We start from the raw sequence: 14,255 nt of genomic DNA, 5'->3' as shown, positions 1-14,255 counted from the left end.
ACGCGCTGTCGATGGCCGACAACGTGATGACGTTCCGCTACGTCGTCAAGGAGGTGGCGCTGGCCGAGGGGGTGCGGGCGTCGTTCATGCCCAAGCCGTTCGCCGAGTACCCCGGCTCGGCGATGCACACCCACATGAGCCTGTTCGAGGGTGAGACCAACGCCTTCCACAGTCCCGACGACCCCCTGCAACTGTCCGACGTCGCGAAGTCCTTCATCGCCGGGATCCTCGAGCACGCCAGCGAAATCAGTGCCGTCACCAACCAGTGGGTGAACTCCTACAAGCGACTGGTCCACGGCGGCGAGGCCCCGACGGCCGCGTCCTGGGGTGCGGCCAACCGCTCCGCGCTGGTCCGGGTGCCGATGTACACCCCGCGCAAGGCGTCCTCGCGGCGGGTCGAGGTGCGCAGCCCGGATTCGGCATGCAATCCCTACCTGACGTTCGCCGTGCTGCTGGCCGCGGGCCTGCGCGGGATCGAGAAGAACTACGCGCTGGGACCGCAGGCCGAGGACAACGTGTGGACGCTGACCCGCGAGGAGCGCCGCGCGATGGGCTACCGGGAGTTGCCGTCGAGTCTCGGGGTGGCGCTGTCGGAGATGGAGAACTCCGAACTGGTCGCCGAGGCGCTGGGCGAACACGTCTTCGACTACTTCCTGCGCAATAAGCGCGCGGAGTGGGAGGAGTACCGCAGCAACGTCACGCCCTTCGAGCTGAAGAAGTACCTGTCTCTGTGATCGGATTGCCTGGGCTAGCGTTCTAGGCGTGGCCGGACCCGCGACTGAGCGACCCCGCGTGCCGGGCGTGGGCAGGCTGGGGCTGCTCGATCAGGCCGCCGCCGGGCGACTGGACCGGCTGGGCTGGACCACCGACGCCCACGTCGAACTGCTGTGGTCGTTGTCGCGCGCGCCCGACGCCGATGCCGCACTGCACACCCTGGTCCGGCTGTCCGAGGCGCTCGGCGAGGACTGGCCGGACCTGGATGCGGCACTGCTTGCCGACGCCGCACTGCGCGGCAGGCTGTTCTCGGTCCTCGGTTCGTCGTTGGCCTTCGGTGACCATCTGGTCGCCAATCCCGGCGCCTGGCGCCGCCTCGAAGGCGGGGTGGGCCTGCCGGACGCCGAAGAGTTGCGCCGCGAGTTCTCCGACTGCATCGCCGAATTCGGCACGGACCCGGCGGTCGTCATGCCGATGCTTCGCGTCCTCTACCGCGACCGGCTCATGGTCCTGGCCGCACTGGACCTGGCGCCGACGGTGGAGAACGAGCCGGTCCTGCAGTTCCCCACGGTAGGCGCGCATCTGTCCGACCTGGCCGACGCGGCGCTGGCGGCCGCGCTGCAGGTGGCTGCCGCGGGCGTCTGCAAGTCCGATCCGCCGCCCCGGCTGGCTGTGATCGCGATGGGCAAGTGCGGCGCCCGGGAACTCAACTACGTCAGCGACGTCGACATCATCTTCGTCGGCGAGGACGCCGACCCGGTCACCACCCGGGTGGCGGGGGAGATGATGCGGCTGGCCTCGGAGGCCTTCTTCGAGGTGGACGCCGCACTGCGCCCGGAGGGCAAGGCCGGCGCGCTGGTGCGCACCCTGGACTCCCACGTCGCCTACTACCAGCGGTGGGCCAAGACCTGGGAGTTCCAGGCGTTACTGAAGGCCCGGCCGGCCGCCGGTGATGCCGAGATCGGTCAGCGCTATGTCGACGCGCTGATGCCGATGGTCTGGACCGCCTGCGAGCGTGAGGATTTCGTCCCCGAGGTGCAGGCCATGCGCCGGCGGGTGGAGTCCCTGGTGCCGGCCGACGTTCGCGACCGCGAGATCAAACTCGGCCCCGGGGGGCTGCGCGACGTCGAGTTCGCGGTTCAGTTGCTGCAACTGGTGCACGGCCGCACCGACTCCTCGCTGCACGTCGCCTCGACGGTCGACGCACTGGCCGCGCTGGGGGCGGGCGGCTACGTGGGACGCGACGACACGGCGAATCTGACCGCCTCCTACGAGTTCCTGCGGTTGCTGGAGCACCGACTGCAACTGCAGCGGCTCAAGCGCACCCACCTGCTGCCCGCCCCCGACGACGACGAGGCGCTGCGCTGGCTTGCGCGGGCGGCTCACATCCGGCCGGACGGCACCCACGACGCCCTCGGCGTCCTGCGCGAGGAACTGCGGCGGCAGAACGTCCGGGTCTCCAAACTGCACGCCAAGTTGTTCTACCAACCGCTGCTGGAGTCGGTGGGCCCGTCGATGGGGCTGTCCCAGATGTCGGCCGAGGCGGCCGAAAGGCAGTTGGCCGCACTGGGATACGAGGGCCCGCAGAGCGCGTTGACCCATCTGGGCGCACTGGTGAACTCCAGTGGGCGCCGCGGGCGCGTGCAGGCGGTGCTGCTGCCCAGGCTGCTGGACTGGCTGTCGGACACCCCGGATCCGGACAGCGGTCTGCTGGCCTACCGCCGGATCAGCGAGGCCCTGGCCGACCAGCGCTGGTATCTGAGCACGCTGCGCGACGAGAGCGCGGTGGCCAAGCGGTTGATGCGGGTGCTGGGAACCTCGGCGTTCGTCCCGGAACTGCTGATGCGGGCTCCCGAGGTGATCCAGTCCTACGCCGACGGGCCGGCCGGCCCCAAGCTCCTCGACGTCGAACCCGAGACGGTGGCCCGGGCGCTGCTGGCCTCGGCGGGCCGTCACCCCGAACCCGGCCGGGCGATCGCCGCCGCACGGACGCTGCGGCGCCGGGAACTGGCCCGGGTCGCCTCCGCGGACCTGTTCGGCATGCTCGACGTCGAGCAGGTGTGCGCCGCGCTCACCTCGGTGTGGGTCGCGGTGCTGCAGTGCGCGCTGGACACGGTGGTCAGGGCCAACACCCCCGACGACGGCACGGCGCCCGCGGCGATCGCGGTGATCGGGATGGGGCGTCTGGGCGGCGGGGAACTGGGCTACGGCTCGGATGCCGACGTGATGTTCGTCTGCGAGCCCGCGGCCGGCGCGGACGAGACCCGGGCGGTGAAATGGTCGGTGACGGTCGCCGAGCAGGTGCGCACGCTGCTCGGCGCGCCCAGTGACGACCCTCCCCTGGAGGTGGACGCGAACCTGCGGCCCGAGGGGCGCAACGGTCCCCTGGTGCGCACTCTGGCCTCCTACGCCGCCTACTACGGGCAGTGGGCGCAGGCATGGGAGGTGCAGGCGCTGCTGAGGGCCCGGCCGGTGGCCGGTGACCCCGAGTTGGGTGCGCGGTTCGTCGCGATGGCCGACGGGATCCGCTACCCCGACGGCGGGATCCCGCCGGAGGCGGTGCGGGAGATCCGCCGGATCAAGGCGCGTATCGACGCCGAGCGGCTGCCCCGCGGGGCCGACCCGAACACCCACACCAAGCTCGGCCGCGGCGGCCTGGCCGATGTCGAATGGACGGTGCAGTTGCTGCAACTGCGGCACGCCCACGAGGTTCCGGGGCTGCGCAACACCTCGACACTGCACGCGCTGGACGCCGTCGGCGCGGCCGGGCTGGTCCCCGAGGGCGACGCTGCTCGGCTGCGGGAGGCCTGGACGACCGCGACCCGGGCCCGCAACGCGCTGGTGCTGGTCCGCGGCCGGCCCACCGACCAGCTGCCGGGCCCCGGCCGGCAGCTCAACGCGGTCGCCGTCGCGGCCGGTTGGCCGGACGGCGACGGCGGGGAGTTCCTGGACAACTACCTGCGTGTCACCCGGCGGGCCAAAGCCGTGGTGAACAAGGTCTTCGGGGGCTGAGGTGGACGCCGAAGCGAACTTCGAAATCGAGCTGATCGGCGAGCGGGAGTACGAGGAGCTGCACCGCCGTTACGCCCCGCTGGCCACCGCGATCCGCGAACTGATGCAGGCCGGCCTGCACACCGCCGTCGATGCCGAGACCGCCCGCTCGGCGACCGCGGCCATCGAGGCCGTGACCGCGACGCTGAACCGCGACCAGCGCATGCGCACCGGGTGGGCGACGCGGCACGAGGCTACCGGCCTTCCAGTGGTGTGGTCGAATCCGGCTGTGGGAGTGCGCAATCCGATCGCGCCGCCGATACAGGTCCACCACGATCCGGATGGCACCGCCCGGAGCGATTTCACCCTCGGCGGCGTGTACGAGGGACCGCCGGGACTGGTGCACGGTGGTATCTGCGCGCTGGTTCTGGACCAGTTGCTCGGTGAGGTGGCGACCCGGGCACTGACCGAGCCGAGGTTCACCGGCACCATCACCCTCCGATACCTGCGCGGCACCCCGCTGGGACCGCTGCGGGCCGAGGCCCGCGTCGACCGCGTCGAGGGTCACAAGACCTACGCCCGCGGCGCGATCAGCGACAGTCGGGGACCCACGGTCGAGGCGGACGGGGTCTTCATCACACCGGCCTGGGCGAGAGACGGGCAATGAGGTTCTACGTCAGCAGCGCGTTCCTGGAAGTCGGTGAGATCGTCGAGATCGCCAGGGCCGCAGACGAGCTGGGCTACGAGGGCATCGCGATTCCCGACCACGTGGTCAATCTGGAGACGCTGGCGACCCCGTATCCGTACACGCCGGACGGGCAGCGCCGCTGGCAGCCGTTCACCGACTGGCCAGACCCGTGGGTGCTCGTCGGCGCGCTGTCGCAGGCCACCCGTCGGCTGAAGTTCGTCACGACCGTCTACATCCCGGCCATGCGCGACCCGTACTCGGCGGCCAAGGCAATCGGCACCGCGGCCTGCCTGTCCGGGGGGCGGGTCGAACTCGGCGTGGGCGTGGGCTGGTGCGAGGAGGAGTTCGATCTGCTCGGCCGGTCGTTCGCCGGGCGCGGCAGGCGCACCGACGAGATGCTGGAGTTGATGAAGGCGCTGTGGGCGCCCGGGTGGACCGAATTCGACGGCGAGTTCTACCGGACGCCGCGACTGGAGATGATGCCGACGCCGCCGCCGATCCCGGTCTACGCGGGCGGACTCTCCGAGATCGCCCTGCGCCGGGCCGCCCGCAACGACGGCTGGATCGGCGACCTGATCGGCCTGGAGCAGGCGATCGCCTCGGTGGACCGCATTCGCGAGATCCGGGCGCGACGCGACCTGTCGATGGACGGGTTCACCGTCATCACCCCGTTGACCGACGCCTTCCTGCCGGAGCACTTCGAGCGAGCCGCCGCCGCCGGCATCACCGCTGTCCTGACCATGCCGTGGATGTACTTCTCCGGTCCCACCGCATCGACGTCGGAGAAGATCGACGGGATGCGCCGATTCCGCGACGCCCTGGACTTCTGAGGTCTCACGGGTTGCAGGACGGGCACACCGCCGGATCGGCGCCGCCCGGCACCGGGCGGGTCATCTGGTGCGGGCAGGCGGCGCAGCCGTGAATCTCGTTGTGCAGCAGAGGTGTCGGGGTCCCGCACAGGCGGCAGGGCAGGCCCGGTTCGGCGCCCACTCTGCCGAATCCCGGTGCGTCGCAACCCGGACAGGCGGTGGCCAGCCGCGCGGCCAGCGTCTCCGCCAACCGGGTCAGCACCCGCCGCCGGCTCGGGTTGCGGTGCGCACGCAGGTCCGGCTCGACCACGGCAAGGCCCTCGGCGGAGCGCGCCGCCGCCGCGGCGACCGCCGCGGACAACGCGGCGTCGTCGGTGATCCCCTTGACCGGTGCGGTGCCGCCGTCCGGGCCCGGGACCCAGGGCCGCACGGTCAGCGCCTGGTCCGGTAGGCCGGCCAGGATCGCGGCCGGCAGATCGGCGGCGTCCGCCACCCGGTGGCTCAGGCCCGGAACCGATGCGGTGCGGTTGCCCACGAGCACTTCGATCCCCAGGACGTCGTCGCAGAACAGCAGGATCTCCTCGTGTCCGCACCATCCGCCCGGCAACACCCCGTAACTGGCCTCGCTGGCCAGGCCGTAGGGGAGTCCGGTGGCGTCCATGGCCAGCCGCGTCTTGGCGCGGGCCGCGTGCACCGCCGATTCGGTTCGCACCACCTCGCCGGTGAAGGTGCCGAGCCGGTCGGTGTCCAGGTCACGCGGTGTGACCAGGGCCGCGCCCAGGATGGTGCGGAAGGCCGGCGCGAATTGGCGCTGCTTACCGTGCCGGGTCCCGACGGCGATCAACCGGCCCCGATAGGGGCCCTCGTGACGCCGGGGCGGGTCGGCGGATTCGCCCGCCCGGCCCACGGCATTGAAACCAAAAGCGGGAATCTTCATTCCCGAAGTTTGACATACGTTCTAGAACACCGGTAATCTGAATCGCATGTTGAACTCGCAGAGCGTGCTGGCGCTGATCCTGGCCGCACCGGCGGTCGTCGCCGCCGTGGCGTTCCTCGCCGGCCGACGGTCGGGGCGGCGTATGTGCCGGGCCGGGGCGATCGCGGCCGCGACCGGCTTCCTCGGCGCGGTGGCGCTGGCGGTCGGCGCCGGCAACGAGCACAGCGTCGCGGTGACCCTGGCCGGCGGTGAATTCGCGGTGGATCGGTTGGCCGCGGTCCTGCTGCTGCTGGTCTTCGGAGTCAGCGCCATCACCCAGGCCTTCGCGGTCCGCTACCTCACCGGCGATCCGCGGGCCGCCTGGTTCGCCGGGGGAGCGGGTCTGCTCACCGCTGCCTCGGCCGGTCTGGTGACCGCCGCCACGCTGGTCACCCTGGCGGTCTGCTGGACACTGGCCGGAGTCGCGCTGTGCCTGCTGCTGGGCACCTACTGGCACCTGCCGGCGGCGCGCGACGGCGTGCGCCGGACTGCGGCCGCCTTCCTCGTCGGCGACCTGGCACTGTGGGCGGCGGTCGCGACCGCCAGCGCCACCTGGGGACGTGTCGATCTCCGCGACAGCGGCCTGAGCGGGCCGGCGGTCCCGGTCCTCGGGGTGCTGGTGGTGCTGGCCGCGCTGTCCCGGTCGGCCCAGATCCCCTTCCACCGGTGGCTGCCGGCCACCCTGGCCGCCCCGACGCCGGTCTCGGCCCTGCTGCACGCCGGCGTGGTCAACGCCGGTGGCATCCTGCTGATCCGGATGGCGCCGCTGGCCACCGACGACCCGGCCCGGGCGCTGACCGTCGCCGCCGGCGCGGCCACCATGGTCTACGGAGCGGCGATCATGCTGGTCAAGCCCGACGTCAAGGGCGCCCTGGCGCACTCGACGACGGCGCAGATGGGTTTCATGATCCTCACCTGCGGCCTGGGCCTGTGGGCCGCGGCGGTGATCCACCTGGTGGCACACGGCTTCTACAAGGCCACGCTGTTCCTGTCCTCGGGTTCGGCGATCGCGAGTCAGCGGCGCCACGACACCCTGCCGCCGACCGCCGGCCCGACCCGCCGGCAGACCCTCGCGCACGCCGCGGCCGCGCTGGTGCTGCCCGCCGCCGCGCTGGCGACCGGGCTGTACCTGGTCCCGCTGGCACCCGGTGACCACGCCGCCGAGCAGGCGCTGCTGATCTTCGCCTGGGTCACCGGCGCCGCCGTCACCTGGGGCTGGCTGCAGCGTCGTCCCGGGTCGGCCGGCGCCCTGTCGGGCGCGGCGTTCCTGATTCCCGCCGCGGTGGCCTATGTCGCGATCGTCAACGGGGTCGGCGGGTTCCTCGCACCGGCACTGCCGCCCGCGACGACGTCCGCCGAATCCGTGTGGCTGGTCACGGCCGGCGCCGCCCTGACGCTCGGCGCGCTGGCGCTGGCCAGGAAGGCCCCGGCGGCCGAGCGGTTGCGCCGTGCGCTCTACACCAGCGCCCTGGCCGCCGGACACATACCCGCCCGCCAGTCCTCATCCGCGCAACTGACAGGAGCCCATTCATGACCGCCACAGCCGCGCAAGCATCACCCGACGCCCAGCGCGCGAGGCTGCGGGCCGACGTCAGCCTTGCCGCCCGGGTGGTGCCGACCCACTACCCGGTGGAGACCTTCATCGCGGTGAACCCGCTGGCCGGACTGGAGGGCCTGCCGTTCGAGCAGGCGGTCCGCCGGGCGGGTGACCTTTACGGCATGCCCGGAACCCTGGACGAGCCGACCTTCCGCGGGCTGCACGAGGAGGGCCGGATCGGCGACGACGACCTCGACCGGGCGCTGGTGCTGCGCTACCCCGGCGTCTCGCGGGAACCGGAACTGCGCATCGGCCACCGGTTGGTCAGCCCGCTGGAACTGCTGCGTGCCGACATGCTGCACGGGCTCGGCGGCCCGAAACCCGAGCGCCGCTTCGTCACCCGCTCCGAGGAACAGGCCCCGGCGGTCGCCGAAGCGGTCGACGCGCAGACCTCGAAGTGGTGCGCCGCCTTCTTCGGCGCCGCGGCCTGGCCGATGCCCGGTCGGGAGAACGGTTTCTACCCGGCCTGGCGGGCACTGGCGCCGGCCGACCGCACAGTTTCCCGGGCGGCGCGCAAGGACCTGGCGCGCGCCGCTGACCGCGCGGACGATGCCGTGCTGGCCGCGCTGGCGCGGATCGGCGTCGGCGACGACGACCGGATCGTGTATCTGCAGGCGCATCTGACCCGGATGCCCGGGTGGGCGGCGCACGCGCAGTGGTGCGCCGGCCGCGACGCCGGGATCGACGTCCTGGACTACCTGGCAATGCGGTTGACCTACGAGTCTGTGCTGCTGGCCCATCATCGCGGCCGCGGAACCGCGGTCCGGCCCGGGGAGCGGGCCGGCATCCCGTCGGCCCGCCGGCGCGCCGCTCACCTGAGTGCGGTCCTGGGTGCTGGGCCGGTCACCGGCGCGGAGTTGTCCGCGGCGGCCCGGGTGCTGACCGCGCTGCCGGTGACTGCCCGGGAAATGTTGTGGCAGAACGCTTTCGAGGCGCGCTACCGCGACGGGCTACTGGCCGCGCTGGCCGCCCCGGAGGGGCCGGCGGTGGCCGCGCACACCCATGTGGTCACCTGCATCGACACCCGCTCCGAAGGACTGCGCCGGCATCTGGAATCACTCGGCGGCTATGACACCCTGGGCTTCGCGGGCTTCTTCGCGGTCGCCATCCGCTACACCGACGTCCTCGGCGGTGCGGCGCAGGACCTGTGCCCGGTGCTGATCGCGCCGAACCACGACGTCGCCGAGACGCCGGCACCCGGCGCCGACCAGGTCGCGGCCCGGCGGGTGGCGGGTATGGCCGGACTGGCCGGCGCGGAGTCGGCTTTCCACACGGCCAAGGAGGCCTTCGCCGCGCCCTTCGCCCTGGCCGAGGCGGCCGGATGGGCGGCGGCGCCGCTGTCGGCGGCCAAGACGCTGGCCCCGGCCCTGAGCGCCGGCGTCCGTCGGCGCCTTCGCGACGCGGTGGCGCCGGATGCGCCCACGGTGATCGACCTGGCCGGGATGCACCACGGCGATCAAGTGCTGTTCGCCCAGGTCGCGTTGACCACCATGGGCCTGACCCGGGGGTTCAGCCGGCTGGTGGTGCTCTGCGCGCACGGCAGCACCACCGAGAACAACCCCTATCAGGCCTCGCTGGACTGCGGCGCCTGCGGCGGGCAGGCCGGTGCTCCCAACGCCCGCACCGCGGTGGCGATCCTCAACCGGCCCGAGGTCCGGGCCGGCCTGAGCGGCCTGGGTATCGACATCCCGGCCGAGACCCTGTTCGTCGCCGCCCAGCACGACACCGCGGCGGACCGCATCACGCTGCTCGACCGGCACCTGATCCCGGCCGGGTATCGTTCCGACCTCGACCGCCTCGACCGCGACCTCAGGCGGGCCGGATCGGCACTGGCGGCCGAACGGTGCGCGGCGCTTCCGGGCGCCGGTCGCGGGCTGGCGCCCCGGCGGGCCGCCCGGCACGTCGCCACCCGATCCTCGGACTGGGCCCAGGTCTATCCGGAATGGGGCCTGGCCGGCAACGCGGCGTTCATCGTCGCACCCCGCGCGGTGACCCGCGGAATCGACCTGGGGCGCAGGACATTCCTGCATTCCTACGAGGCATCGGTGGACACCGACGGGTCGGCGCTGGAGACCATCTTGACCGCACCGCTGGTGGTCGCGCAGTGGATCAACTGCCAGTACTACTTCTCCACCGTGGCACCGCGGGTGTTCGGCGCCGGGACGAAGACCATCCACAACGTGGTCGGCACGGTCGGCGTCATCTCCGGGCACAGCGGAGACCTCCAGCTGGGCCTGCCCTGGCAGTCGGTGTCCGACGGCGATCGGCCGCTGCACGAGCCGATGCGGCTGCTCGCGGTGGTGCAGGCGCCGCTGGACCGCATCGACATGATCGTCGAGCGAAACCCGTTGCTGCAGCAGCTTTTCGGAAACGACTGGGTCGCCCTCGCAGCCCGGGAGGATTCCGGTCGGCCATGGCAGCGCTGGACCCGCGCCGGATGGAAGTCCTGGACGGAAACGAACGGAAACGAAAACACCCACCCCACACACAACGAGGAGATGGTTTCATGACCACGCCCACATCAGCATCGCCGGCGTCGTCGTCGCCCGCGTCATCCGTGCCGACCCTGACCAGGATGACCAAGGTCGAGGTAGTCGTCTCGGGGAGTGACGCGCCCGCGGTGCGCGAGCTCATCCAGAGCGTCGGCGCCACCGGCTACACCAGCCTGTCAGGGGTCTCCGGGCTCGGCCATCACGGCTACCACCAGGGACGACTGCTGTTCAACCAGCAGGCCGCACTGGAGCTGATCATCACGGTGGTCCCAGCCGGCAGGGCCGATGCCCTGCTGGCCGGCCTGCGTCCACTGCTCGACGCCTCCTCGGGGGTCATGTTCGTCACCGAGACGTTCGTCAGCCGGCCGGATTACTTCAGCTGACCCTCACCGCCGGCGCCCAAGAGTTCACAACGAGAAAGGAAACACCGCAATGTCCGTCTCCACACCGTCACCCGCCACGCCCTCACTGTCGTCCGATCCGCTGGTTGCCTGGCAGCGCCTGCGGGCCGGCAACGAGCGCTACGTGCCCGTCGGGGGTCACCGCGACGGGGACGAACGTCCCCTCGCCGCGGTGTTCCGCTGCGCGGACACCACGGTGCCCAGCGAACTGGTCTTCGGCCAGGGCCGGGGCACGCTGATCGACGTCAGCACCTGGGGCCACGTCCTCGACAGCGGCGTGATCGCCAGTCTGGAATACGCCGTCGAGACCCGCGGGGTCGCGCTGATCGTGGTCCTGGGACATCACGACTGCCACGCGATGGGCACCGCGATGCGGGCCTGGAAGGAGGCCGTGATTCCGGACGGCGCCACCCGAACCGTGGTCGAACACGCGATCGGTTCCATCGTCCGGCGCGGCGCGGCAGCGGACTCCGTCGAGGCGGTGACCTCGGCGCACATCGTCGAGACAGGCTTGTCGCTGCTGGAGCGCTCACCGGTGATCGCCCGTCGCGTCGACGCGGGCCGGTGCGCAATCGTCTGCGCCACAACGAGTCCCACCGACGGCAGGATCATCGCCCAGGCGACCGTCGGGGCGGTCGGCGAAGTGGAAGGTGACCTGCTGGAGTGCGTCTGAGCCGGCCGCCGGGCGGCTTCACCGAACCCGTCGGCTCAGCGTTGCACCGGCCAGTGCGCCCAGGACGTCGGCCGTCCAGTCGGCGAGGTCGGCGCCGGTCCGCCCGGGGGTCAGGGTCTGCAGCGTCTCGTCGAGGGCCCCGAATCCGGCGAGGAGCAGAACCGCCGAGGCGATGACTCGGCGGCCGCCGGCCCGTGGTCCGGAGGTGTGCAACGCGGTCGCGGCCAGCCACCCGCCGAGGGTGAACGCCGCGAAGTGGTTCGCCTTGTCCCAGAACCGGAACGCCGAGTCGGGCAACTCCTCCGGGCTCAGCGATGACAGCCACAGCACCGCGCAGGCCCAGCAGCCCAGGGCGAACCAGAGCAGCAGGGCACGTCGGCGGCGGGTGGGCGGTCTAAGGCGAGAGAACAGGGTCTCCCGATCTCCACCGGAACTCCCGCCCGAGTCCGTCGACGATGGCGTGCGCCTCGTCGACCAGACGCACGGCCCTCCCGAGTGGCTCACGGTCATCGGGATCCTCACGCATCGACGCCCGCATCAAGCCCGCGGTCTGCGCCAGTCGCGTCCTGGTCACTGCCAAAGCCAGCGAACGATCCACCCCATTACGTCCTTCCCCCCGAACTGCGGCCTTCTCGGCCGACCCCGGTTTCGGAAGTTACCGCAGCGGTTTCGTATGCGTCAAATTGGACCGGCGGACGAGTCCACCCGGGCGGCAATCGGTGTCGTGATCGCCGGGCGGATGGACTCGTCCCGGGTCAGCGGGTTAACCGGGTCACACGTCGTAGTACAGCGCGAACTCGTACGGGTGCGGCCGGATCTGGATCGGCATGATCTCGTTCTCCCGCTTGTAGGAGATCCAGGTCTCGATCAGGTCGGAGGTGAACACCCCGCCCTCGGTGAGGTAGTCGTGGTCGGCCTCGAGTCGGTCGATGACCGCCGCCAGCGACGTCGGCGCCTGCGGGATGTTGGCGGCCTCGTCGGGCGGCAACTCGTAGAGATCCTTGTCGATCGGGGCCAGTGGTTCGATCTTCTTCTTGATGCCGTCGATCCCGGCCATCAGCATGGCCGCGAACGCCAGGTACGGGTTGCCCGAGCTGTCCGGGCAGCGGAACTCCAGACGCTTGGCCTTCGGGTTGTTGCCGGTGATCGGGATGCGCACACAGGCCGAGCGGTTGCGCTGGCTGTACACCAGGTTGATCGGCGCCTCGTAGCCCGGCACCAGGCGCTTGTAGGAGTTCACCGTCGGGTTGGTGAACGCCAGCAGCGACGGTGCGTGGTGCAGGATTCCGCCGATGTAGTGCCGGGCGATATCCGACAGGCCCGCGTAACCGGACTCGTCGTGGAACAGCGGCTTGCCGTCCTTCCACAGCGACTGGTGGGCGTGCATGCCCGAACCGTTGTCGCCGAACAGCGGCTTGGGCATGAAGGTGACGGTCTTGCCGTTCTGCCAGGCGGTGTTCTTGATGATGTACTTGAACAGCAGCACGTCATCGGCGGCGTGCAACAGGGTGTCGAACTTGTAGTTGATCTCGGCCTGCCCGGCGGTGCCCACCTCGTGGTGGCCACGCTCGAGGGTGAAGCCGGCGTTGATCAGATTCGTCGACATCTCGTCGCGAAGGTCGACGTAGTGGTCATACGGGGCGACGGGGAAGTAGCCACCCTTCGGGCGGACCTTGTAGCCGCGGTTGGCGCTGCCGTCGGCCTCGAACGGCTCACCGGAGTTCCACCAGCCCGACTCCGAGTCGACCTCGTAGAAGGTGCCGTTCATCTTCGAGTCGAAGGCCACCGAGTCGAAGATGTAGAACTCGGCTTCGGCGCCGAAGAAGGCGGTGTCGGCGATGCCGGTGGACGCCAGGTAGTTCTCCGCCTTGCGGGCGACGTTGCGGGGATCGCGCGAGTAGGGCTCCCGGGTGAACGGGTCGTGCACGAAGAAGTTCAGGTTGAGCGTCTTGGCCGCCCGGAACGGGTCGATCCGGGCGGTGTCGGGGTCCGGCAGCAGCATCATGTCGGATTCGTGGATGGACTGGAACCCGCGCACCGAGGAGCCGTCGAACGCCAGGCCGTCCTCGAAGACGCTCTCGTCGAAGGCCGAGGCCGGGATGGAGAAGTGCTGGACCACACCGGGCAGGTCGCAGAACCGGATATCGACGTACTCGACCTTCTCGTCCTTGATCAGCTTGAAGATGTCGTCGGCCGACTGATGCTTCGCCACGTGTTACTCCTTTTGTGCAGCCTGCTTTTTCGCATGTCCTGTGGGGTGGGGCGTCCCTGACCCGGCCTGACGGTAGGGAGCCGATGTTGCACGTCCGTCAAGCCAATGTTTCCCTGACGTTACACGTCGTCCCACGCCCTATCCTTGGGTCATGGCGCGCGAAATCGGGTCCTGGCTCTCCGGCCCACAGTCGCTGAGTTCTGCCGACGGCTATCCGGGCCAGCATCTCGGCCTGCCGGAACAGGGGCCCGGTTCCCTGGCCCGGCCGGTCCGCCGGGCGGCGGCGCTGCTGGTGGACTGGTTCATCTCCTACGGGCTGGCCGGCCTGGGACTTTCCCTCGGAGCGTTCAGCGGCGCCTTCCTGTCGACCGCGGTGCTGCTGATCTGGTTCCTCATGGGGGTGCTGTCGGTGCGGTTGTTCGGTTTCACCCCCGGCCAGTTCCTCCTGCGGCTGCGCGTCGCATCGGTCGACAACCGGGTGCACGTCGGCACCGGCCGTGCCGCGGCGCGCGGTCTGTTGCTCGCATCGGTGATCCCGGCGCTGATCACCGACGTCGAGGGCCGCGGACTCCAGGACCGGCTGACGGGGACGGCGGTCGTCCTGCGCTGAGTGCCCCATCTGGCAGGCGGATGCTCGCATTTCGCCTGCCGCAAGGGGCACTCGACGCGGGCTGTGGATGAGTGAGACGGTGATCGCGCCAA

12 protein-coding genes are annotated in these 14,255 nt (G+C 70.9%); 9 read left to right on the top strand and 3 right to left on the bottom strand.

The genetic code is table 11. The annotated features are described in order from the left end of the window. The 4 genes from ADBZ5U_RS01280 to ADBZ5U_RS01265 form a co-directional block, all read left to right on the top strand. Positions 1 to 734: glutamine synthetase family protein (locus ADBZ5U_RS01280; protein WP_526261553.1), on the top strand; the 734-nt coding region annotated here is incomplete at its 5' end. Between the two features lie 28 nt (positions 735 to 762). Next, a complete protein-coding gene (locus ADBZ5U_RS01275; RefSeq protein ID WP_526261551.1) occupies positions 763 to 3,726 on the top strand; it encodes a bifunctional [glutamine synthetase] adenylyltransferase/[glutamine synthetase]-adenylyl-L-tyrosine phosphorylase in 2,964 nt (987 codons plus the stop codon). Between the two features lies 1 nt (position 3,727). Next, positions 3,728 to 4,372: a PaaI family thioesterase gene (locus tag ADBZ5U_RS01270; RefSeq protein ID WP_526261549.1), complete on the top strand. Its 645-nt coding sequence runs from the start codon at positions 3,728 to 3,730 to the stop codon at positions 4,370 to 4,372. After that, positions 4,369 to 5,223, top strand: a complete 855-nt coding sequence (locus tag ADBZ5U_RS01265) for a TIGR03619 family F420-dependent LLM class oxidoreductase (protein WP_526261547.1) — start codon at positions 4,369 to 4,371, stop codon at positions 5,221 to 5,223. Before ADBZ5U_RS01270 ends, ADBZ5U_RS01265 begins: the two co-directional genes overlap by 4 nt. Before the next feature lie 4 nt (positions 5,224 to 5,227). On the opposite strand, the gene ADBZ5U_RS01260 is transcribed toward ADBZ5U_RS01265, so the two are convergent. Next, positions 5,228 to 6,139: a DUF6671 family protein gene (locus ADBZ5U_RS01260; RefSeq protein WP_526261545.1), complete on the bottom strand. Its 912-nt coding sequence runs from the start codon at positions 6,137 to 6,139 to the stop codon at positions 5,228 to 5,230. Positions 6,140 to 6,185: 46 nt separating this feature from the next. Between ADBZ5U_RS01260 and ADBZ5U_RS01255 the strand changes: the two genes are divergently transcribed. From ADBZ5U_RS01255 to ADBZ5U_RS01240, 4 genes are all read left to right on the top strand, one after another. Further along, positions 6,186 to 7,712: a proton-conducting transporter transmembrane domain-containing protein gene (locus tag ADBZ5U_RS01255; protein ID WP_526261543.1), complete on the top strand. Its 1,527-nt coding sequence runs from the start codon at positions 6,186 to 6,188 to the stop codon at positions 7,710 to 7,712. After that, on the top strand, positions 7,709 to 10,285 hold the full coding sequence (locus ADBZ5U_RS01250; RefSeq protein ID WP_526261541.1) for a putative inorganic carbon transporter subunit DabA: 2,577 nt from the start codon (positions 7,709 to 7,711) through the stop codon (positions 10,283 to 10,285). The genes ADBZ5U_RS01255 and ADBZ5U_RS01250 overlap by 4 nt, the downstream gene beginning before the upstream one ends. 65 nt (positions 10,286 to 10,350) lie before the next feature. Then, positions 10,351 to 10,650, top strand: a complete 300-nt coding sequence (locus ADBZ5U_RS01245) for a P-II family nitrogen regulator (protein ID WP_526261539.1) — start codon at positions 10,351 to 10,353, stop codon at positions 10,648 to 10,650. A 49-nt stretch (positions 10,651 to 10,699) separates the two neighbouring features. Continuing rightward, positions 10,700 to 11,341, top strand: a complete 642-nt coding sequence (locus tag ADBZ5U_RS01240; RefSeq protein ID WP_526261537.1) for a carbonic anhydrase — start codon at positions 10,700 to 10,702, stop codon at positions 11,339 to 11,341. An 18-nt stretch (positions 11,342 to 11,359) separates the two neighbouring features. Here ADBZ5U_RS01240 and ADBZ5U_RS01235 read toward each other — a convergent pair whose 3' ends face one another. Together ADBZ5U_RS01235 and glnA are read right to left on the bottom strand one after the other, a co-directional pair. Next, positions 11,360 to 11,671 carry a VanZ family protein gene (locus ADBZ5U_RS01235; protein ID WP_526261535.1) on the bottom strand — a complete coding sequence of 104 codons (312 nt, stop codon included), beginning with the start codon at positions 11,669 to 11,671 and terminating at the stop codon, positions 11,360 to 11,362. 442 nt (positions 11,672 to 12,113) lie between these two features. Next, complete coding sequence (gene glnA / locus ADBZ5U_RS01230; protein ID WP_526261533.1) at positions 12,114 to 13,553, bottom strand: type I glutamate--ammonia ligase; 1,440 nt, start codon at positions 13,551 to 13,553, stop codon at positions 12,114 to 12,116. Between the two features lie 151 nt (positions 13,554 to 13,704). Between glnA and ADBZ5U_RS01225 the strand changes: the two genes are divergently transcribed. Then, positions 13,705 to 14,163 carry an RDD family protein gene (locus ADBZ5U_RS01225; protein ID WP_526261531.1) on the top strand — a complete coding sequence of 153 codons (459 nt, stop codon included), beginning with the start codon at positions 13,705 to 13,707 and terminating at the stop codon, positions 14,161 to 14,163. The last annotated feature ends 92 nt before the right edge of the window (positions 14,164 to 14,255 follow it).

The organism is Mycobacterium sp. (assembly GCF_040398885.1).
Classification (GTDB): domain Bacteria; phylum Actinomycetota; class Actinomycetes; order Mycobacteriales; family Mycobacteriaceae; genus Mycobacterium.
The sequence above is the reverse complement of the archived record's forward strand: the minus strand, read 5'-3'. Positions and strand labels throughout refer to the sequence as shown.